Genomic DNA, 19,210 nt, shown 5'->3' on the forward strand with positions numbered 1-19,210 from the left:
ATGATGACGCGAACCCCTCCTCGCCGCATGCTCGCCCTCGCCCTCGCCACGGCGCTGACCTCGGCCGCGGCAGCTCCTGCGTTGGCGCAGTCGGCCGACCCGTTCGCGCTGCCCGGCGCGCCGGCCCCGGCACCGGGTTCGTTCACCGTCAGCGACATCCGCGTCGACGGCCTGCAGCGCATCTCCGCCGGTACGGTGTTCACCTACCTGCCGATCGAGCGCGGCGACACCATGGACGGCGCCAAGGCCGGCGACGCGATCCGCGCGCTGTACAAGACCGGCTTCTTCGAGGACGTGCAGATCGGCCGTCAGGGCAGCATCGTCGTGGTCACCGTGACCGAGCGTCCGGCGATCAACAAGCTGACCCTGACCGGCAACAAGGACATCAAGAGCGAAGACCTGCTGCGCGGCCTCAAGGAAGCCGGCCTGGCCGAAGGCGACACCTTCGACCGCCTGGCCCTGGACAAGGTCACCCAGGAGCTCACCAAGCAGTACAACAACCGCGGCAAGTACAACGTCGAGATCACCCCGACGGTGGCGCGCCTGGACCGCAACCGCGTCGACCTGACCATCACGGTCAAGGAAGGCAAGGCCGCCAAGATCCGCCACATCAACCTGATCGGCAACGAGAAGTTCCTGCAAGAGGACATCGTCGGCGGTTGGGAATCGCGCGAACACAACTGGCTCAGCTGGTACCGCCGCGACGACCAGTACTCGCGCGAGAAGCTGTCGGGCGACCTGGAAAAGCTCAACAACTACTACCTCGACCGTGGCTACGTCGATTTCAACATCGAATCGACCCAGGTCGCGATCAGCCCCGACCGCCAGGACATGTTCATCACCGCCGGCGTCAACGAGGGCGACCAGTACAAGGTCAGCAAGGTCGAGGTCACCGGCGACACCGTGCTGCCGAAGGACCAGATCGAGCGGCTGGTGATCGTCAAGCCCGACCAGATCTTCTCGCGCCGCCTGCTGGAAATCAGCTCCGACGCGATCGTGGCCACCCTGGGCAACGTCGGTTATGCGTTCGCGCAGGTCAATCCGATTCCGGACGTGGACCGCGAAGGCAAGACCGTGGCCATCAACATGCAGGTTGTGCCGGGCCCGCGCGTCAACGTGCGCCGCGTGGTGTTCAAGGGCAACACCCGCACCGGCGACGAGGTCATGCGCCGCGAGATGCGCCAGTTCGAAGGCAGCTGGTACTCGCAGGCCGCGATCGACCGCTCCAAGATCCGTCTGCAGGGCCTGGGCTACTTCGAGACCGTCGACGTCGAGACCCAACCGGTGCCGGGCACCAACGACGAAGTCGACGTGGTCTACAACGTCAAGGAAACCACCTCGGGCAGCTTCGTGTTCGGCCTGGGCTTCTCGCAGCTGACCGGCCTGACCACGCAGATCCAGCTGTCGCAGAGCAACTTCCTGGGCAGCGGCAACCGCGTGTCCGTGCAGGCCAGCCGCAACGACTACCTGCAGCGTTACGACTTCTCCTACACCAACCCCTACTTCACCGACGACGGCATGTCGCTGGGCTACAACCTGTGGTGGCGCGAGTTCGACAACTCCGACTACAACACCGCCCAGTACTCGACCACCAGCGGCGCGGCGCAGGTCGTGCTGGGCCTGCCGATCACCGAGACCGACACCGTCTCGGCGATGTTCGGCATCGACAGCAACGAGATCCTGACCACGCGCGGCCTCACCGCCTACAGCCTGGTCGACTACATCGACGCCCTGGACACGCGCACCTTCCACGCCTGGCGCGCCGAGTTCGGCTGGTCGCGCAACTCGCTGGACAACCTGCTGACCCCGACCCGCGGCCTGCAGCAGCGTGTGTGGCTGGAAATGACCCTGCCCGGCTCGACCGTCGAGTACTACAAGCTCAACTACAACATCTCCAAGTTCTGGCCGATCTCGCGCCACTTCGTGCTCAACACCCGCGCCGAACTCGGCTACGGCGACAGCTACGGCGACGCGGTCACGCGCGTGATCCCCGACCCGGACGGCGCCGGCCCGCTGACCGGCCGCACCGTCACCGCCGACGGCCTGCCGTTCTTCGAGAACTTCTACGCCGGCGGCGTGCGCTCGGTGCGCGGCTTCACCGACAACACCCTCGGCCCGCGCCAGGGCGTGGCGCCGGGCAGCACCTTCACCCAGCCGATCGGCGGTTCGTTCAAGACCGTGGGCTCGCTGGAAATGTACTTCCCGACCCTGCTGGACACGCCGCAGGCGCGCGTGTCGGCGTTCATCGACGTCGGCAACGTCTACAAGGACTACGACGCCTTCGACGCCGGCGAGCTGCGCGCGTCCACCGGCATCTCGCTGATGTGGCGTTCGCCGATGGGCCCGATCTCGATCAGCTACGCGTTCCCGATCAAGAAGCAGGACGCCGTGTACAACGCGTCCGGCGTCAAGATCCAGGAAGGCGACGAGCTCGAGCGCCTGCAGTTCACCTTCGGCGGCACGTTCTGACGGCGGCGGTCGCGCCGGGCGCCCCGTGTTGACGCCTGACTACACCGCCCGCGAGCTGGCCGAGCGTTTCGCGCTCGGCCTGCGCGGGGACGGCGAGGCGCGGGTGCGCGGCGTCGGCACGCTCGCGCGCGCCGGCGGCGACCAGCTCGCGTTCCTGGCCAATCCCAAGTACCGCGGCCAGCTGGCCGCCAGCGGCGCCGGCGTGGTGGTGATGCGCGAGGACGACGCCGACGGCTACGCCGGCACCGCCCTGATCGCGCGCGATCCCTACGTCGCCTTCGCCCACCTGGCCGCCCTGTTCGAGCCGCGCCCGCTGCGCGAGGCCGGCATCCATCCCTCGGCCGCGATCGACCCCAGCGCCCAGATCGCCGACGACGCCCACATCGGTGCCTTCGTCAGCATCGGCGCGCGCAGCCGCATCGAATCCGGCGCCAGCATCGGTCCGGGCTGCGTGATCGGCGACGACTGCGTGGTCGGCGCGGGCAGCGAACTGGTCGCGCGCGTCACCCTGGTCACGCGCGTGCGCCTGGGCCGGCGCGTGCTGATTCACCCCGGCGCGGTGCTGGGCGCGGACGGCTTCGGCCTGGCCTTCGAGCGCCTGCCCGACGCCGAGCCGCACTGGATCAAGGTGCCGCAGCTGGGCGGCGTGCAGGTCGGCGACGATTGCGAGATCGGCGCCAACACCACCGTCGACCGCGGCGCGATCGAGGACACCGTGCTCGAGGACGACGTCCGCCTCGACAACCAGATCCAGATCGGCCACAACGTCCATATCGGCGCCCACAGCGCCATGGCCGGCTGCTCGGCGGTGGCCGGCAGCGCCCGCATCGGCCGCTACTGCATGATCGGCGGCGCCGCCGGCGTGCTGGGCCACCTGGAGATCTGCGACCGGGTCACAGTCACCGCCATGAGCCTGGTGACCAGCTCGATCCGCGAGCCCGGCGAGTATTCCTCGGGCACCCCGTTGATGGACAATCGCTCCTGGCGCAAGAACGCCGCCCGCTTCAAGCAGCTCGACGCGCTCGCAAGGCGGGTGGCGGCTGCCGACAAGGAACCGAAATGAGCCCTACCGTGCAACTCCCGATCGACGTGCCCGCGATCCAGAACCTGCTGCCGCACCGTTACCCGTTCCTGCTGGTCGACCGCGTGGTCGAGTTCGAGCCCTTCAAGCGCGTGCTCGCCTACAAGAACGTGACCGCGAACGAGCCCTTCTTCAACGGCCACTTCCCCGGCCACCCGGTGATGCCGGGCGTGCTGGTGGTCGAGGCCCTGGCCCAGGCCGGCGGCATCCTGACCCAGCTGTCGACCCAGTCCAGCGCCGACGGCCGCCTGTTCTACCTGGTCAAGATCGACGGCGCCAAGTTCGTCAAGATGGTGGTGCCCGGCGACCGCCTGGAGCTGGACGTGACGGTCAAGCGCGTGATCCGCAACGTCGCCATCTACACCGGCATCGCCCGCGTCGACGGCGAGCAGGTGGCCTGCGCCGAGATCGTCTGCGCCGAGGCCAAGGCCTGAGCGACCGCATGAGCGACCTGATCCATTCCAGCGCGGTGATCGAGCCGGGCGCCAAGCTCGGCGCCAACGTGCGCGTGGGCGCCTTCAGCTACATCGGCGACGACGTCGAGATCGGCGAAGGCACCACGATCGGCCCGCATTGCGTGATCCGCGGGCCGACCCGGATCGGCCGCGACAATCGTTTCATCGGCCAGTGCGCGATCGGCGGCGAGCCGCAGGACAAGAAGTTCGCCGGCGAGCGCACCGAGCTGGTCATCGGCGACCGCAACACCTTCCGCGAATTCGTCACCGTCAACCGCGGCACCGGCAACGGCGGCGGCGTGACCCGCATCGGCGACGACAACTGGCTGCTGGCCTACGTCCACGTCGCCCACGACTGCGTGGTCGGCAACCAGTGCGTGTTCTCCAACAACGCGACCCTGGCCGGCCATGTCGAGGTCGGCGACCACGTGATCCTCAGCGGCTTCGCCGGCATCCACCAGTTCTGCCGCATCGGCGCGCATGCGTTCATCGGCATGGGCGCGTTCGTCAACGGCGACGTGCCGCCGTTCCTGATGGTGGCCCAGGACGGCTACGGCCGCCCGCGCGGCATCAACAGCGAAGGCCTCAAGCGCCGCGGTTTCGACGCCGAGCGCATCGCCGCGATCAAGCGCGCCTACCGCGCCTTGTACGTGTCGGGCACCTCGCTGGAAGAGGCGCGCGTCAAGCTGGCCGAACTGGCCGGCGACAGCGACGACGTGCGCGCGCTGCTGGCCTTCATCGACGCTGGCGAAAGGCCGCTGCTGCGCTGACGGCCGTCCGCGATCGGGCTCGGCCCGATCCGCCCGCCCTAATTCCGTCATTCCGATCCCGTCATTCCGGCGAAAGCCGGAATGACGAGTGGCGATGGCGGTCGGCACTCCACGCACACCGCAACGACCAGCGCCGTAGGGTGCGGTGACAACCGCACCATCGCCATCCCCCGAACTGCGCGACGGCGCGGTTCGCAGGCGCTCACCGCACGCCACGTGCGCACTCAGCCCCATGGAACCGGACGCCCATCACATGCTTTGGCAGCATGTGACCCGAATGGACGACGTTCGCCCCTGGGCAGGGCACAATGCCGGCGACAGCTCAGCCCCCGAGCTGACGCCCGTGGCGCGCGTCGCTTTCGACCGCGCACGCCACGGACCCGAACTGGAGCGCCCTTCCACCCGATGAATGCCACCGCCGCCCCCGCCGACGCCATCGACGACATCTTTCCCGCCCCGCCTCCGCCGCCGCTGCGCATCGCCCTGGTCGCGGGCGAGGCCTCTGGCGACCTGCTTGGCGCCGGCCTGATCGCCGAACTCAAGCGCCGCCACCCGGGCGCGCTGTTCGTAGGCATCGGCGGCGAACAGATGCAGGAAGCCGGCCTGGACGCGTGGTACGACGCCTCCGAACTGGCGGTGATGGGCCTGGTCGAGGTGCTCAAGCACCTGCCGCGCCTGCTGCGCCTGCGCGGCGAACTGCGCAAGCGCGTACTGGACTGGAAGCCGGACCTGTTCATCGGCATCGACGCGCCCGACTTCAACCTGGGCATGGAGCGCTGGCTCAAGCAGCGCGGGGTCAAGACCGTGCATTACGTCAGCCCCTCGGTCTGGGCCTGGCGCGAGAAACGCGCGGAGAAGATCGGCCAGTCGGCCGACCGCGTGCTGTGCCTGTTCCCGATGGAGCCGGCGATCTACGAACGCCACGGCGTCGATGCGCGCTTCGTCGGCCATCCGCTGGCCGACGAAATGCCGCTGCATCCCGACCGCGACGACGCGCGCATGTGCCTGGGCCTGGACGACGAGGCGCCGGTGCTGGCGCTGCTGCCCGGGTCGCGGGTCGGCGAGGTCGAGCGCCTGAGCGGCGACTTCATCGCCGCCGCCGCGCGCCTGCGCAAGGCCGAGCCGCGCCTGAGCATCGTCGCGCCCATGGCCAATGCGCAGGCGCGTGCCGCGTTCGAGCGCGTGCTGGCCGCGCATCCGGACGCCGCCACCGTGCGACCGGCCCTGCACGTGACCGACGGCGGCGCGCGCACCGTGATGATCGCCAGCGATGTGGTCCTGCTGGCCTCGGGCACCGCCACCCTGGAGGCGATGTTGGCCAAGCGGCCGATGGTGGTGGCCTACAAGATCGCCCCGCTGACCTACACCCTGGTCAAGACCTTCGGCCTGCTCAAGACCGACACCTACTCGCTGCCCAACGTGCTCGCCGGCGAGCGCGTGGTGCCCGAGCTGATGCAGGCCGACTGCACGCCCGAGAAGCTCGCCGACACCACGCTGGCGCTGCTGCGCGACAGCGCGCGCGCGGCGGCGCTGCCGGCGCGCTTCGAGCGCATCCACCTCAGCCTGCGCCGCGACGCGTCCGCGCAGGCCGCCGACGCCATCGCCGACCTGCTGCCGACCGGGCATGGCTAAGGCGATCGGCCAACTCGCACTGGACCTGAGCGTGGCGCGCGGCGCGCAGCGCATCGCCGGCGTGGACGAGGCCGGCCGCGGCCCGCTCGCCGGCCCGGTGGTGGTGGCCGCGGTGGTACTGGGCCCCGGACGCACGCCGGTCAACGGCCTGGACGACTCCAAGCAACTCGGCGCCGAGCGCCGCGAGGCGCTGTACGCGCGCATCGTCGAGCGCGCGCTGGCCTGGAGCGTGGTCTACGTCGAAGTGGAGGAGATCGACCGCATCAACATCTTCCAGGCCACCATGGCCGGCATGCGGCGCGCGGTCGAAGCCGTGGCGCACGCGACCGAGCTGGCGCGCATCGACGGCAATGCCTTGCCGCGCGGCCTGCCCTGCCCGGCCGAGGCGCTGATCGGCGGCGACGGCCGCGACCGCGCGATCATGGCCGCCTCGATCCTGGCCAAGGTCTCGCGCGACCGCCATATGCGCGAGCTGCACGCGCAGTGGCCGCACTACGGTTTCGACGAACACAAGGGCTACGGCACGCCCGCGCACCTGGCCGCGCTGGCCGCGCACGGCCCCTGCCCGCAACACCGCCGCAGCTTCGCACCGGTGCGCGCGGCGCTGGGCCAGGCGCCGGTCGCCGAAGCGGTCGCGATCGGCTGAACCCACGCCGTAGGGTGCGGTGACAACCGCACCATCGCCCTCCACCCGAGTCGCGCGACGGTGCGGTTCGCTTACGCTCACCACACCCTACGTCCAGGCCGCGCCGCTGCGGTTCGCATCCAAGGCGACCGCCCATCGGCTGAACAGCCCCGACGTGCCCTACGTCACAGCGACTTCCCGCAGGCGCGCTCAGGCTAGGCAACCACGCATGCTGCCGCGGCATCCCTAAGGATGAGGGTCGACGCACACCGGCCGTGCCCGACGCCCCGCCCCCATGGCCGGTTCCGGAGGTGCTCCATGCGCATGCCCCATCCGACCCCGACTTCGCAGCCCCTGCCGTTCGAATCCGACCGCGCGCCCGTGCCGCCGCCGGACCTGCCGCTGGAGCCGGCGATGGCGATGACACCCGCGGCGATCGCCGCCTTCGACGCGCTGGTGCACGAACTGCACCCCGATGCCGCGCGCGTGGACGCGACCCGCCTGCAGCGCCTGGCCGCGTGGCTCAGCGCCATGCCCCGCGAACAGGCGCGCACCGTGGTCGACCAACGTCTGCAACGCCTGCAGGAACTGCGCGCGATGCTGGCCGACCCCGACTGGGACTGCGACCCGCCCGTGCGCGCGCGCCTGGACAAGCTGCTGGCCTACGTCGACCAGGGCGAGGATCTGATCCCGGACCGGATCCCGCTGCTGGGCCTGCTCGACGACGTGCTGCTGATCGAACTGGCCTGGCCGGCCTTCGCCGAGGAGGCCGAGGACTACCGCGACTTCTGCGCCTATCGCGAGGTCCGCGCGCCGGCCGGCAACGGCGCCGAACTGCGTGCGGCCTGGGTGCGCGAGCGCCTGGACGAAATCGCCCTGCTGCAGCAGCGCGTGCGCATCCACGAGCATCACTACGCGCCCGTCTTCCATGCCGCGGAATCGCCGTTCCGGGTCACCTGAGACGGCGCGCCTGCGCCGGCGACGGATCCGCCAACGCGCGTCAAATCATGCCGATCGGCGCGCAACGGCGCCGATCCTCGGCCGCCTGCGCGGCCCAGGCGCGCGCGCGGCGATGTCAAGCCTTGTACCCGGCGGCCGGGCTGATACCCTGCCCGCTGTCACGCCGGTTGTCGCATGTCCGCACGCTTCGTTCATCTCCACCTGCACAGCGAGTACTCGCTGGCCGACTCGACGATCCGCATCGGCGAGCTGGTCAAACGCTGCGCGGCCCTGGGTCAGCCCGCGGTCGCCCTGACCGATCTCGACAACCTGTTCGCGGCGGTCAAGTTCTACAAGGCCGCCGAAGGCGCCGGCATCAAGCCCATCATCGGCGCCGACGTCGGCCTGGCCGACGGCAACGAAACGCCGTCGCGCATGACCCTGCTGTGCCGCGACCGCGGCGGCTATCTGACCTTGTCGCGCCTGCTCAGCCGCGCCTGGCTGGAAGGCCATCGCGTCGACGGCGTGGTGCTGCGCCCGGAGTGGCTGCGCGAGGACAACGGCGGCCTGTTCGCCCTGGCCGGGCGCCACAGCCTGGGCGGCAGATTGGCGACCGGCGGCCGCCACGAACTGGCCGAGGCCTGGATCGCCGACTGGCAGAGCGTGCTAGACGACCGCCTGCACCTGGAACTCACCCGCAGCCGCCGCGACGGCGAGGACGCGTTCAACGCGTTCGCGCTGCACGCCTCCGGCAAGCGCGGCCTGGCCGTGGTCGCCAGCAACGATGCGCGCTTCCTCGACCGCGACGGCTACGAAGCGCACGAAGCGCGCGTGTGCATCGCCTCCGGCCGCGTGCTCGACGACCCCAAGCGGCCGCGCGACTACAGCGCCGAGCAGTACCTCAAGTCCAGCGAGGAAATGGCCGAGCTGTTCGCCGACGTGCCCGACGCGATCGACAACGCGCTGGCGCTGGCGACGCGCTGCAACGTCGAACTCAAGCTGGGCGAGTACGCCTTGCCGGCGTTCCCGGTGCCCAGCGAACACACCATCGAAAGCTGGCTGCGCAATTCCTCGCGCGAGGGCCTGGAAAAACGCCTGGAAAAGGCGCCGCTGGCCGAGGGCAAGAGCCGCCAGGATTACGACGACCGCCTCGAAGTCGAGCTCGACGTCATCATCAAGATGGGGTTCCCGGGCTACTTCCTGATCGTCGCGGACTTCATCAACTGGGCCAAGGACCACGGCATCCCGGTCGGTCCGGGCCGCGGTTCCGGCGCCGGCTCGCTGGTGGCCTGGGCGCTGGGCATCACCGACCTGGATCCGCTGCCCTACGACCTGCTGTTCGAGCGATTCCTGAATCCCGAACGCGTGTCGATGCCCGACTTCGACATCGACTTCTGCATGGACCGTCGCGACGAAGTCATCGACTACGTCGCCGCCAAGTACGGCCGCGACCGCGTCAGCCAGATCATCACCTACGGCACCATGGCGGCCAAGGCGGTGGTGCGCGACTCCGGACGCGTGCTGGGCCATCCCTACGGTTTCGTCGACGGCATCGCCAAGCTGATTCCGAACACGCTGGGCATCAGCCTGGACGACGCGCTGGGCAACAGCGACGAAGCCAAGCAGAACCCGATGCTGGCCTCGGCCGACCTGATCCAGCGCTACCGCACCGAAGACGAAGTGCGCGACCTGCTGGACCTGGCGCTGAGCCTGGAGGATCTGACCCGCAACGCCGGCAAGCACGCCGGCGGCGTGGTGATCGCGCCGTCGCCGCTCAGCGATTTCTGCCCGCTGTTCGCCGAACACGACGGCGAGGGCCGCGGCCGCAATCCCGTCACCCAGTTCGACAAGGACGACGTCGAAGCGGTCGGCCTGGTCAAGTTCGACTTCCTCGGCCTGCGCACGCTCACCATCATCGACTGGGCGGTCAAGGCGATCAACGAGCGCCGCGCCGCCGCCGGCGAAGCGCCGTTGGACATCACCGCGCTGGAGCTGGACGACAAGCTCAGCTACGAGCTGTTCGCGCGCGGCGACACGGTGGCGGTGTTCCAGTTCGAATCGCGCGGCATGCGCGAGCTGCTCAAGCGCGCCAAGCCCGACACCTTCGAAGACATCATCGCGCTCGCCGCGCTGTTCCGCCCCGGCCCGCTGGGCTCGGGAATGGATCGCGAATGGGTCGACCGCAAGCACGGCAATACCGAAGTCACCTACCCGCACGATTCGCTGGAACCGGTGCTGTCGCCGACCTACGGCGTCATCGTGTACCAGGAACAGGTGATGCAGATCGCGCAGGTGCTGGCGGGCTACACGCTCGGCGGCGCCGACATGCTGCGCCGCGCGATGGGCAAGAAAAAGCCCGAAGAGATGGCGAAGGAACGCGCCAAGTTCGAGACCGGCTGCGCCGAACGCGGCATTCCGGCCAAGCTGGCCAGCCCGATCTTCGACCTGATGGAGAAGTTCGCCGAGTACGGCTTCAACAAGTCGCACTCGGCCGCCTACGCGCTGGTCGCCTATCAAACCGCCTGGCTGAAGGTGCACTACCCGTCCGAATTCATGGCCGCGGTGCTGTCCTCGGACATGGACAACACCGACAAGATCGTCGGCTTCCTCGACGAAGCGCGCGTGATGGGCCTGGACGTGCTGCCGCCGGACGTGGACGCGTCGGCGTACATGTTCGAGGCCAAGGACGCGCGCACCATCCGCTACGGCCTGGGCGCGGTGAAGGGCGTCGGCCGCGGCGCCTGCGAGGCGATCGTCGACGCGCGCCGCGCCGGACCCTTCGACGATCTGCTGGATTTCTGCAAACGCGTCGACAGCGGCAAGCTCAACCGGCGCGCGCTGGAAGCGCTGACCCAGGCCGGCGCGCTGGACCGGCTGGGCAAGAACCGCGCAAGCCTGATGCTGCAGCTGCCGGAGGTGCTCAAGGCCACCGATCAGCTCGCGCGCGAGCGCGACGCCGGCCAGGTGTCGCTGTTCGGCGGCTTCGAGGCCGCCGCGCCGGCGTTGCACCTGGACCTGTCCGAGGCCGACGAGTGGCCGCTGGCGCAGCTGCTGGCCGGCGAGCGCGAAACCCTGGGCCACTACCTCAGCGGCCATCCCTTCGATCCCTACCGCGACGAGCTGCGCGGCCTGGTCGGCAACGACCTGGGCGAACTCGACCGCATCTGGGAAAACCGCCCCGAAAGCGCGCGCGGCGGCTGGCGTCCGGAACTGGAAGTGGTGGTCGCCGGCCAGGTCGTGGGCCTGCGCAAGAAGGGCGACAGCCAGATGTTCGTGCAGATCGAGGACGGCCGCGGCCGCCTCGAATGCGCCTTCTTCGCCGAGACCTACGCCGAGTTCGCCTCCCTGCTCGCGCGCGACCGCCTGCTGGTCGTGCAGGGCGGCCTGCGCGAGGACGCCTTCAGCGGCGGCTTCGCGCTGCGCGCGCAACGCTGCTGGGATTATTCGCAGGTCTGCGCCAAGCACGCGCAGCGCTTGTCGATGCGCCTGGATCTGCGCGTGCCCGGCACCTGGCAGCGCGTGGATGCGCTGCTGGCCAAGAACCGTCCCGGCCAGACCCCGATCCGCCTGGACCTGCTGCGCGCGGGCGCGGCCGGCATGCTCGACCTCAACGGCAACCAGTCGGTGCGCGTGGATGCCGACCTGGTCGGCACGCTGCGCGCCCAACCGGGCGTGCGCGCGGTCAAGCTGACCCTGACCAAGCCCTGGGCGAACTGATCGCCGCGTTTTTTCCGCAACAGAAACCCGAACGGGCTTATCGCGCCATCGCGATACGCTACCCAACCTCTCGGTACGGTCCGGGCCCCTGGGCTAGACTGTGCCCCTTTCCGGCCCCGGCCCGAGCATGAATCCGAACTACCTCGACTTCGAGCAGCCCATCGCCGACCTGGAAGCCAAGATCCAGGAACTGCGCCACGCCAACAGCGGCCCGGCGGTGGACATCGATTCCGAGATCCACGCCCTGCAGGACAAGCTGCGTTTGCGCACCGCGCAGATTTTCCGCGACCTCAGCCCCTGGCAGATCTCGCAGCTGGCGCGCCATCCGGCGCGGCCCTACACGCTGGATTACATCCGCGTGTTCTGCGACGAGTTCCAGGAGCTGGCCGGCGACCGCGCCTTCGCCGACGACGCCGCCATCGTCGGCGGCCTGGGCCGCATCGACGGCCGCTCGGTGGTCATCATCGGCCACCAGAAGGGCCGCGACACCAAGAGCAAGATCAAGCGCAACTTCGGCATGCCGCGTCCGGAGGGCTACCGCAAGGCCCTGCGCCTGATGAAGATGGCCGAACGCTTCAAGCTGCCGCTGCTGACCTTCATCGACACCGCCGGCGCCTGGCCCGGCATCGACGCCGAGGAGCGCGGCCAGTCCGAGGCGATCGCGCGCAACCTGCTGGAAATGGCCGAACTCAAGATTCCGGTGATCTGCACCGTGATCGGCGAAGGCGGCTCCGGCGGCGCGTTGGCGATCGGCGTCGGCGACCGCACCCTGATGCTGGAATACAGCACCTACTCGGTGATCACGCCCGAAGGCTGCGCCTCGATCCTGTGGAAGACCGCGGAGAAGGCCAAGGACGCCGCCGAGCAACTGGGCCTGACCGCCAAGCGCCTGTTCGAGCTGGGCCTGATCGACAAGATCGTGCGCGAGCCCATCGGCGGCGCCCACCGCAACCCCAAGCAGATGGCGACCCGGCTCAAGGCCGTGCTGCTGAACGAGCTCGACGCGCTGGAAAAGATTCCGACTCCGGAACTGCTGCAGCGCCGTTACGAGCGTTTGCGCGGGTACGGGGCGTACGAGGCCGCGTAAGCGCGCGGCCCACGACATGAGCGACTGGCCGAAACGGATCGTCGGCGCGGGATTGCTGCTGATCGCGATGTTCGTGTCGCTGATCTATGGCGTCTATTGGCAAGGCGCGAGCGAACTGCCGCGCGACCTGCCGCGCATCGAACACCACTATCCGGAAGACGTGCACGCGGTCTACTGGGTGTCGCTGGGAGCGCGCGGCCCCATGCGCGTCGAGCGGCTGGATCCGCTTAAATGGTGTTGGGCGTTCTATCAGGAGGCCAGCCGCGACGACAGCATAGGCCGTCCCAGAGGCTCATCCACCATGTTGAGCAGCGCGGCACGCATGATCGCGTTCGAATCGGATAAGCCGGCGCGTTCTGCGAATCGGTTGGCCGCGGAAATCGCGGCGATGATCCGGCTCAGCAACGAATGGTCGCCGGAGCAGATCGCCGACTACAGCCTGGATCGCGCCTGGTTCGGTCGTGAGGCTCACGGCTTGCGTGCCGCCGCCCCGGCCTACTTCGGCGTGTCGGCGGATCGGCTGACCCGCGCCGAAACGATCGCGCTAGTGGCGCTGATGAAAGGGCCGTCGTACTACGACCCGACCCGCAACCGCGAGCGATTCGACGAACGCTACGCATATCTCGCACGCGAACTGGGAATCGACCCGGCGCATATCGACCCGCATCGCGATCTCGCGCGGCTCAAACCTCCGGCGGCCGGACGCTAGCCGCGCTGCTCGTCCGGCTTTCGACACGGCCACGCGCTGAAATCGCGGCTGAATGCGTCGCAGGTCGCATCCACGACTCAACAACCAAAAACCTACTCGATGACTCCCGACCTCTATTGGGTACGCGATATCGCACCCTTGCGCCTGGCCCTGGCTGCACGACCGCGTGCTGGCGACTGGCTGCAGGACGAACTTGCCGGCTGGAAAAGCGCCGGCATCGATACGATCGTCTCCCTGCTCGAACCTCACGAGGCGCGCGAACTGGGCCTTGCCGGCGAAGCGAGCGCCTGCAAGGCTTGCGATATCGACTACCTGTCGTTTCCGATCGCGGACCGCCACACCCCCGCGTCGGTGGATGCGACTCGTAAGCTAGTCACAGACCTCGTCGAGCGCCTTCGCTCCGCAACTGGCGTCGCGCTGCATTGCCGAGCAGGCATCGGGCGCACCGGCCTGGTCGCAGCTTGCGTGCTAAGCGAGCTCGGATTGGGCCATGCCGAAGCCTTCGCCATTCTCAGCGCAGCGCGACGGGTTCCGATACCCGATACCCAGGAGCAAGAAGACTGGGTGCTCAAGTACTCGAACTCGAATCGGCCACGGGTCGGATAAGGACTCGAACGCGTCCTACAGCGTCGTCACCAAGCCCGCAAATACTGATCCGGGCCATGCAGCTGCGCGCCCAGCTCCGCCGCCGCGCGGCGCGGGAAATACGGGTCGCGCAGCAGCTCGCGCGCCAGCAGCACCACGTCGGCCTCGCCGTGCTCGACGATGCCCTCGGCCTGCGCCGCGTCGGTGATCTGGCCGACGGCGCCGGTGGCGATGCCGGCCTCGCGACGGATGCGCGCGGCGAACGGCACCTGATAGCCGGGACCGTCCGGGATGCGCACGCCGGGCATCAATCCGCCGCTGGACACGTCGATCAGATCGACGCCCAGGCCTTTGACCATGCGCGCCAGTTCGATGCTCTGCTCGATGTCCCAACCACCCTCGACCCAGTCGGTGGCCGACACGCGCAGCCATAGCGGCAGGCGCTCGGGCCAGACCTCGCGCACCGCCGTCAGCACCTCGCGCAGCAGGCGCGTGCGACTGTCGAAATCGCCGCCGTAACCGTCGTCGCGGCGGTTGCTCAACGGCGACAGGAACTCGTGCAGCAGATAGCCGTGCGCCGCATGCAGCTCGATCAGTTGGAAACCGGCCGCGAGCGCGCGGTGCGCGGCCGCGGCGAAATCGTCGACCACATTCTTCAAGCCGCAACCGTCGAGCGCGCGCGGCACTGCGTGCGCGTCGCTGAACGCCAATGCCGACGGCGCCACCGGCGTCCAGCCGCCGTAACCCGGCAGCACCGCACGGCCGCCCAGCCACGGCGGCTCGACGCTGGCCTTGCGGCCGGCGTGCGCAAGCTGCATGCCCGGCACCGCGCCGTTGGCGCGGATGAAGCAGGCGATTTCCGACCAGGCCTCGCCCTGACGGTCGTTCCAAAGGCCCGTGTCGCTGGGCGAAATCCGGCCCTCCGGCGAGACTGCGGTGGCCTCGGTCAGCACCACGCCCGCGCCGCCGACCGCGCGGCTGCCCAGATGCACCAGGTGCCAGTTCTCGGGCATGCCGTCGATCGCCGAGTACTGGCACATCGGCGATACCGCGATGCGGTTGCGCAGGGTCACGGAGCGTTGCGTGTACGGGTCGAACAGGCGGGCCAATGCAGCGTCTCGATAGGGGATGAGCAGACAGTAAGCCCGCCCCGCGGCGGATACAGCGCCATCGATGGGTTGCTCCGTCCCACCGCCGTGGCACCATCCACGGATGCCGCCGCAACGCCCCGCTCTGCTCGCCGACGCCCTGCGCGACCTGCCGCAGGGGCCGCTGTGCGTGGGCTACAGCGGCGGCCTGGATTCCAGCGCGCTGCTGCATCTGCTGGCGGCGTCGCCGCAGGTGCGCGAGCGCGGCCTGCGCGCCTGGCACGTGCACCACGGCCTGCATCCGCGGGCCGACGACTGGGCCGCGCACTGCGCCCGGACCTGCGCGGCACTCAGCGTTCCGCTGACGGTGTCGCAGGTACAGGTCGCACTCGGTAGCGGCGACGGTCCCGAAGCCGCGGCACGGCGCGCGCGCCACGCGGCGTTCGAGGCCGGATTGGCCGCGGACGAAACCCTGGCCCTGGCGCATCACCGCGACGACCAGGCCGAGACCTTCCTGCTGCGCGCGCTGCGCGCGTCCGGCCCGGACGGTCTGGCGGCGATGCGGCGCTGGCGCGACTGCGGCCATGGCCGTCTGTGGCGCCCCCTGCTGGATCTGCCGCGCGCCGCGCTGGAGGCGTACGCACGCGAGCACGCGTTGCAGTGGATCGAAGACCCCAGCAATGCCGACGACGCCTACGACCGCAATTTCCTGCGCACGCGGGTGCTGCCGCTGCTGCGCGAACGCTGGCCGCAGGCCGATGCCGCGCTGGCCGCCTCCGCCGCGTTGAACGCGCAAGCCGCCACGCTGCTGCAACAAGACGATGCGCTGGCGCTGGCGTCCGTGCGCAGCGCCGATCCGCAGGCGCTGTCACGCGCGGACCTGCGCGCGCTCGCGCCCGCGCGGCGCGCACGCGTGCTGCGTCACTGGATCGCCGAACTCGGTCTGCCGCCGCTGCCGGCCCAGGGCGTGGCCCGCATCGACGCCGAACTGCTGGACGCGCGCGACGACGCCGAAGCCGAATTCGCCTGGAGCGGCGCGGTCGTGCGCGCCTGGCGCGACCTGCTGCATGCGCAGGCGCAGTCGCCGGCGCTGCCGTCGCACTGGCACAGCCCCTGGGACGGCCGCGCGCCGCTGGCGCTGCCGGGCGGCGGCGAACTCCGGCTGGAAGGCGCAAACGCGCTGGACGGCGCCTGCGTCGTGCACGCGCGCGCCGGCGGCGAGCGCATCGCGCTGCCGGGCCGCGCGCATCGCCACAGCCTCAAGCACACCCTGCAAACGCTGGGCGTGCCGCCCTGGGAGCGCCGGCGCCTGCCGCTGCTGTCGTGCGACGGCGTGCTGCTGGCGGTGGCCGACCTGGCCTACTCCGCCGATTTCGAGCCCTGGCTGCGCGAACGCGGCGCGCGCCTCGTCTGGCGCCCCTGAGCGCAGCCACGACGGCACACGCGTTGACCCCGCGCAGCCCGCGGCCCACACTTGTCGCATGCCACGCAAAGCCGCCAACGAAGCCTCGCCGGTGACCGATTTCGAGCAGTCGCTGGACGCGCTCGAACAACTGGTCGAAAAAATGGAACACGGCGAGATGAGCCTGGAAGACTCGCTCGCCGCCTACGAGCGCGGCGTGGGCCTGTACCGCCGTTGCCAGAGCGCGCTGGAGCAGGCCGAACTGCGCGTGCGCCTGCTCAGCGACCCGCAGGACCCGGCCAGCGCCGAACCCTATTCCGGCCCGTCCAACGCCTCCGATGCGTGATCCGCGCCTGGCCGTCTGGCGCGATCGCGCCGACGCCGCGCTAGCGCGCGCCCTGCCCGATCCGAACGCCGCGCCGCAGGCGCTGCACGCGGCCATGCGCCATGCCGTGCTGCTGGGCGGCAAGCGCTTGCGCCCCTTGCTGGTCTACGCCGCCGGCGCATTGTTCGACGCCGACGAGTCCGCCCTGGACGCGCCCGCCAGCGCGGTCGAACTGATCCACGCCTACTCGCTGGTCCACGACGACCTGCCGGCGATGGACGACGACGCCCTGCGCCGCGGCCAGCCGACCGTGCACGTCGCCTTCGACGAAGCCACCGCGATCCTGGCCGGCGACGCGCTGCAGTCGCTGGCCTTCAGCGTGCTGGCCGACACCCCCACCGGCGACGGCGTGCGCGTGGCGCTGCTGCGCACCCTGGCCGAAGCCGCGGGTGCGGCCGGCATGTGCGGCGGCCAGGCCTTGGACATCGCCGCCACCGGCAACGGCGCCGCGCTGGACCTGGCCGCACTGGAGCGCCTGCACGCGCTCAAGACCGGCGCCCTGATCCGCGCCGCGGTGCGCATGGGCGCGCTCTGCGGCGGCGCCGATGCGGCGTCCCTGGACGCGCTGGACCGCTACGCGCAAGCGCTGGGCCTGGCCTTCCAGGTGCGCGACGACATCCTCGACGTCGAAGGCAGCAGCGCCACCCTGGGCAAGACCGCCGGCAAGGACGCGGCCCAGGACAAGGCCACCTTCCCGGCCCTGATCGGCCTGGACGGCTCGCGCGCGCGACTGCAAACGCTGGTGCGCACCATGCACGAAGCGCTGGCGCCGTTCGGCGACAAGGCCACGGCCCTGACCGAGCTGGGCGAGTTCGCGGCACAGCGAAATCACTGAAGCCGCGGCTGCGCAACACGCGCAGCGAATCCGATCCCCCGACGATGCGGTTCGCCTAAGGCTCACCGCATCCTACGGCGGGCTTGATCGGCACCGCCTACGGATCGCAACGCGGCCGCGCGCAATGGCGAAATCGCGGCTTACGCCGCTCCCACAGAAGGCGGTAGCCGCCATCACGACAGGCCCTGCTGCGGCGGCTGCGGAGGCCGTTGCCGTTGCCGTTGCCGTTGCCGTTGCCGTTGCCGTTGAGTTTGCTCCGGCATTGAAGTCCATTGATACGAAGCCACACGACCATCCCCAGACCCGGAGGGCGGCGCGCAGGACGCGCGCCGTTTTTCGATAAGACAGGGATGTCTTATCGAAAAATCCCGGCGCAAGTTCCGAAGCCACACGGGAGCTTCTGGCTCAAGCCCTTCTCTTTGGTTACTTTCTCTTGGGCTAGCAAGAGAAAGTGACCCGCATGCGCAGCAGGCGGAAGCCTTTGACCTTCTGTCAGAAGAAGCGAAGACAACAGCAACAGCAAATCCTCCCCAACCCTCCTTTTCCAAAGGAGGGAGCTAAGAGCGCGACGCCGGAGTTTGGCGGCCATCGGAGCCGGGTAGGCGCAATAGCCGGAGTTCGCGGTCGCGGCTCACGCCGCTCCTACAGAGAGTGCATGCAAGAGAAAGTGACCCGCATGCGCAGCAGGCGGAAGCCGTTGACCTTCGGTCAGAAGAAGCAGAGCAAGAACAAAAGCAAATCCTCCCCAACCCTCCTTTGTCAAAGGAGGGAGCCAAGAGCACAGCATCGGTTTCTGAAGGGCAATCAGAATAGGACAGGCGCGATCGCTGGAGTTCGCGGTCGCGGCTCACGCCGCTCCTACAGGAGCCGCGCGAAAGAATGGCGCAGCGGCAACACCCTCGCTCGCCCACCCACGAAATGCCACTCAAAAACGCAACGGGCCCGGCAATGCCGGGCCCGTCGGGCAAACCGAAACGCGCGTCCGATTACTTGATCAGGCGCAGCGCGAACGGATAACGGTAACGCGTGCCCTTGTTGGCCGCGAGGCCAGCGAGGATGAAGAAGATCACCGACACCACCCACACCAGCATCGACACCAGGCCGGTGAGGCCGAAGGTGAAGGGCGCGAGCACCGTGAGGATCACATAGACGATCAGCAGAGTGATCGTGAAGTTCAGCGCTTCCTTCGACTGATCGATCAGGAAGCCCTTCTCCGGCTTGTCCTTGTTGATCAGCCAGATGATCAGCGGAACGATGAAGCCCAGCACGATCCCCGACAGATGGGTGATCAGCGCCAGGGTCCGGTCTTCGGAGTTGCCGTCGACCGACGATTCGTTGATGTCGCTCATTCCTTGTTTCCCCTTTCCAGTTCCAGTTTGGATGGCCTTGGCAGCGACCATTGCGGCCGCCCCAGCCGGCCCACTCTCAGCC

The 19,210-nt window shown here is 69.3% G+C and carries 16 protein-coding genes; 14 read left to right on the forward strand and 2 right to left on the reverse strand.

Annotation, left to right across the window (positions count from 1 at the left end):
* Window positions 1–3: 3 nt before the first annotated feature.
* The 11 genes from bamA to LVB77_RS15255 all read left to right on the forward strand — a co-directional run bounded on the left by bamA (window position 4) and on the right by LVB77_RS15255 (window position 14,090).
* Entirely contained in the window at window positions 4–2,469 is a 2,466-nt protein-coding gene (bamA, locus tag LVB77_RS15205; protein WP_232906932.1) for an outer membrane protein assembly factor BamA, read from the forward strand.
* Window positions 2,470–2,494: 25 nt separating this feature from the next.
* Window positions 2,495–3,532: a UDP-3-O-(3-hydroxymyristoyl)glucosamine N-acyltransferase gene (gene lpxD / locus LVB77_RS15210; protein WP_232906933.1), complete on the forward strand. Its 1,038-nt coding sequence runs from the start codon at window positions 2,495–2,497 to the stop codon at window positions 3,530–3,532.
* Window positions 3,529–3,984: a 3-hydroxyacyl-ACP dehydratase FabZ gene (fabZ, locus tag LVB77_RS15215; RefSeq protein ID WP_055902482.1), complete on the forward strand. Its 456-nt coding sequence runs from the start codon at window positions 3,529–3,531 to the stop codon at window positions 3,982–3,984. The genes lpxD and fabZ overlap by 4 nt, the downstream gene beginning before the upstream one ends.
* Window positions 3,981–4,775, forward strand: coding sequence for an acyl-ACP--UDP-N-acetylglucosamine O-acyltransferase (gene lpxA, locus LVB77_RS15220; RefSeq protein ID WP_232910308.1), 795 nt, complete (start codon window positions 3,981–3,983; stop codon window positions 4,773–4,775). Before fabZ ends, lpxA begins: the two co-directional genes overlap by 4 nt.
* A 405-nt stretch (window positions 4,776–5,180) precedes the next feature.
* On the forward strand, window positions 5,181–6,407 hold the full coding sequence (lpxB, locus tag LVB77_RS15225; protein WP_232906934.1) for a lipid-A-disaccharide synthase: 1,227 nt from the start codon (window positions 5,181–5,183) through the stop codon (window positions 6,405–6,407).
* Window positions 6,400–7,053 (forward strand): ribonuclease HII, encoded by a 654-nt coding sequence (locus LVB77_RS15230; RefSeq protein ID WP_232906935.1) that lies wholly within the window; start codon window positions 6,400–6,402, stop codon window positions 7,051–7,053. Before lpxB ends, LVB77_RS15230 begins: the two co-directional genes overlap by 8 nt.
* Before the next feature lie 297 nt (window positions 7,054–7,350).
* Window positions 7,351–7,992, forward strand: coding sequence for a DUF1232 domain-containing protein (locus LVB77_RS15235; RefSeq protein WP_232906936.1), 642 nt, complete (start codon window positions 7,351–7,353; stop codon window positions 7,990–7,992).
* Window positions 7,993–8,166: 174 nt separating this feature from the next.
* On the forward strand, window positions 8,167–11,688 hold the full coding sequence (dnaE, locus tag LVB77_RS15240; RefSeq protein WP_232906937.1) for a DNA polymerase III subunit alpha: 3,522 nt from the start codon (window positions 8,167–8,169) through the stop codon (window positions 11,686–11,688).
* A gap of 127 nt (window positions 11,689–11,815) precedes the next feature.
* Window positions 11,816–12,775 carry an acetyl-CoA carboxylase carboxyltransferase subunit alpha gene (locus LVB77_RS15245; RefSeq protein WP_232906938.1) on the forward strand — a complete coding sequence of 320 codons (960 nt, stop codon included), beginning with the start codon at window positions 11,816–11,818 and terminating at the stop codon, window positions 12,773–12,775.
* Window positions 12,776–12,791: 16 nt separating this feature from the next.
* Window positions 12,792–13,484, forward strand: a complete 693-nt coding sequence (locus tag LVB77_RS15250) for a transglycosylase domain-containing protein (protein ID WP_232906939.1) — start codon at window positions 12,792–12,794, stop codon at window positions 13,482–13,484.
* Between the two features lie 99 nt (window positions 13,485–13,583).
* Window positions 13,584–14,090, forward strand: a complete 507-nt coding sequence (locus LVB77_RS15255; RefSeq protein WP_232906940.1) for a tyrosine-protein phosphatase — start codon at window positions 13,584–13,586, stop codon at window positions 14,088–14,090.
* A 26-nt stretch (window positions 14,091–14,116) separates the two neighbouring features.
* On the opposite strand, the gene LVB77_RS15260 is transcribed toward LVB77_RS15255, so the two are convergent.
* Complete coding sequence (locus tag LVB77_RS15260) at window positions 14,117–15,199, reverse strand: NADH:flavin oxidoreductase/NADH oxidase (RefSeq protein ID WP_232910310.1); 1,083 nt, start codon at window positions 15,197–15,199, stop codon at window positions 14,117–14,119.
* Between the two features lie 82 nt (window positions 15,200–15,281).
* Here LVB77_RS15260 and tilS point away from each other — a divergent pair, with 82 nt between their 5' ends.
* The 3 genes from tilS to LVB77_RS15275 are packed head-to-tail and all read left to right on the forward strand — an operon-like array spanning window position 15,282 to window position 17,779.
* Window positions 15,282–16,580 (forward strand): tRNA lysidine(34) synthetase TilS, encoded by a 1,299-nt coding sequence (tilS, locus tag LVB77_RS15265; protein ID WP_232906941.1) that lies wholly within the window; start codon window positions 15,282–15,284, stop codon window positions 16,578–16,580.
* 58 nt (window positions 16,581–16,638) lie between these two features.
* Complete coding sequence (locus tag LVB77_RS15270) at window positions 16,639–16,905, forward strand: exodeoxyribonuclease VII small subunit (protein ID WP_232906942.1); 267 nt, start codon at window positions 16,639–16,641, stop codon at window positions 16,903–16,905.
* Window positions 16,898–17,779, forward strand: coding sequence for a farnesyl diphosphate synthase (locus LVB77_RS15275; RefSeq protein ID WP_232906943.1), 882 nt, complete (start codon window positions 16,898–16,900; stop codon window positions 17,777–17,779). Before LVB77_RS15270 ends, LVB77_RS15275 begins: the two co-directional genes overlap by 8 nt.
* A gap of 986 nt (window positions 17,780–18,765) precedes the next feature.
* On the opposite strand, the gene LVB77_RS15280 is transcribed toward LVB77_RS15275, so the two are convergent.
* Window positions 18,766–19,128, reverse strand: coding sequence for a DUF4870 domain-containing protein (locus LVB77_RS15280; RefSeq protein WP_232906944.1), 363 nt, complete (start codon window positions 19,126–19,128; stop codon window positions 18,766–18,768).
* Between the last annotated feature and the right edge of the window lie 82 nt (window positions 19,129–19,210).

This window comes from Lysobacter sp. 5GHs7-4 (assembly GCF_021284765.1).
Lineage (GTDB): Bacteria > Pseudomonadota > Gammaproteobacteria > Xanthomonadales > Xanthomonadaceae > Lysobacter.

Excerpts from the sequence above, each read along its gene's own strand:
- bamA (WP_232906932.1), top strand. The coding sequence starts at position 4 with ATGACGCGAACCCCTCCTCGCCGCATGCTCGCCCTCGCCCTCGCCACG.
- fabZ (WP_055902482.1), top strand. The coding sequence starts at position 3,529 with ATGAGCCCTACCGTGCAACTCCCGATCGACGTGCCCGCGATCCAGAAC.
- lpxB (WP_232906934.1), top strand. The coding sequence starts at position 5,181 with ATGAATGCCACCGCCGCCCCCGCCGACGCCATCGACGACATCTTTCCC.
- LVB77_RS15230 (WP_232906935.1), top strand. The coding sequence starts at position 6,400 with ATGGCTAAGGCGATCGGCCAACTCGCACTGGACCTGAGCGTGGCGCGC.
- LVB77_RS15235 (WP_232906936.1), top strand. The coding sequence starts at position 7,351 with ATGCGCATGCCCCATCCGACCCCGACTTCGCAGCCCCTGCCGTTCGAA.
- dnaE (WP_232906937.1), top strand. The coding sequence starts at position 8,167 with ATGTCCGCACGCTTCGTTCATCTCCACCTGCACAGCGAGTACTCGCTG.
- LVB77_RS15245 (WP_232906938.1), top strand. The coding sequence starts at position 11,816 with ATGAATCCGAACTACCTCGACTTCGAGCAGCCCATCGCCGACCTGGAA.
- LVB77_RS15250 (WP_232906939.1), top strand. The coding sequence starts at position 12,792 with ATGAGCGACTGGCCGAAACGGATCGTCGGCGCGGGATTGCTGCTGATC.
- LVB77_RS15255 (WP_232906940.1), top strand. The coding sequence starts at position 13,584 with ATGACTCCCGACCTCTATTGGGTACGCGATATCGCACCCTTGCGCCTG.
- tilS (WP_232906941.1), top strand. The coding sequence starts at position 15,282 with ATGCCGCCGCAACGCCCCGCTCTGCTCGCCGACGCCCTGCGCGACCTG.
- LVB77_RS15270 (WP_232906942.1), top strand. The coding sequence starts at position 16,639 with ATGCCACGCAAAGCCGCCAACGAAGCCTCGCCGGTGACCGATTTCGAG.
- LVB77_RS15275 (WP_232906943.1), top strand. The coding sequence starts at position 16,898 with ATGCGTGATCCGCGCCTGGCCGTCTGGCGCGATCGCGCCGACGCCGCG.
- LVB77_RS15280 (WP_232906944.1), bottom strand. The coding sequence starts at position 19,128 with ATGAGCGACATCAACGAATCGTCGGTCGACGGCAACTCCGAAGACCGG.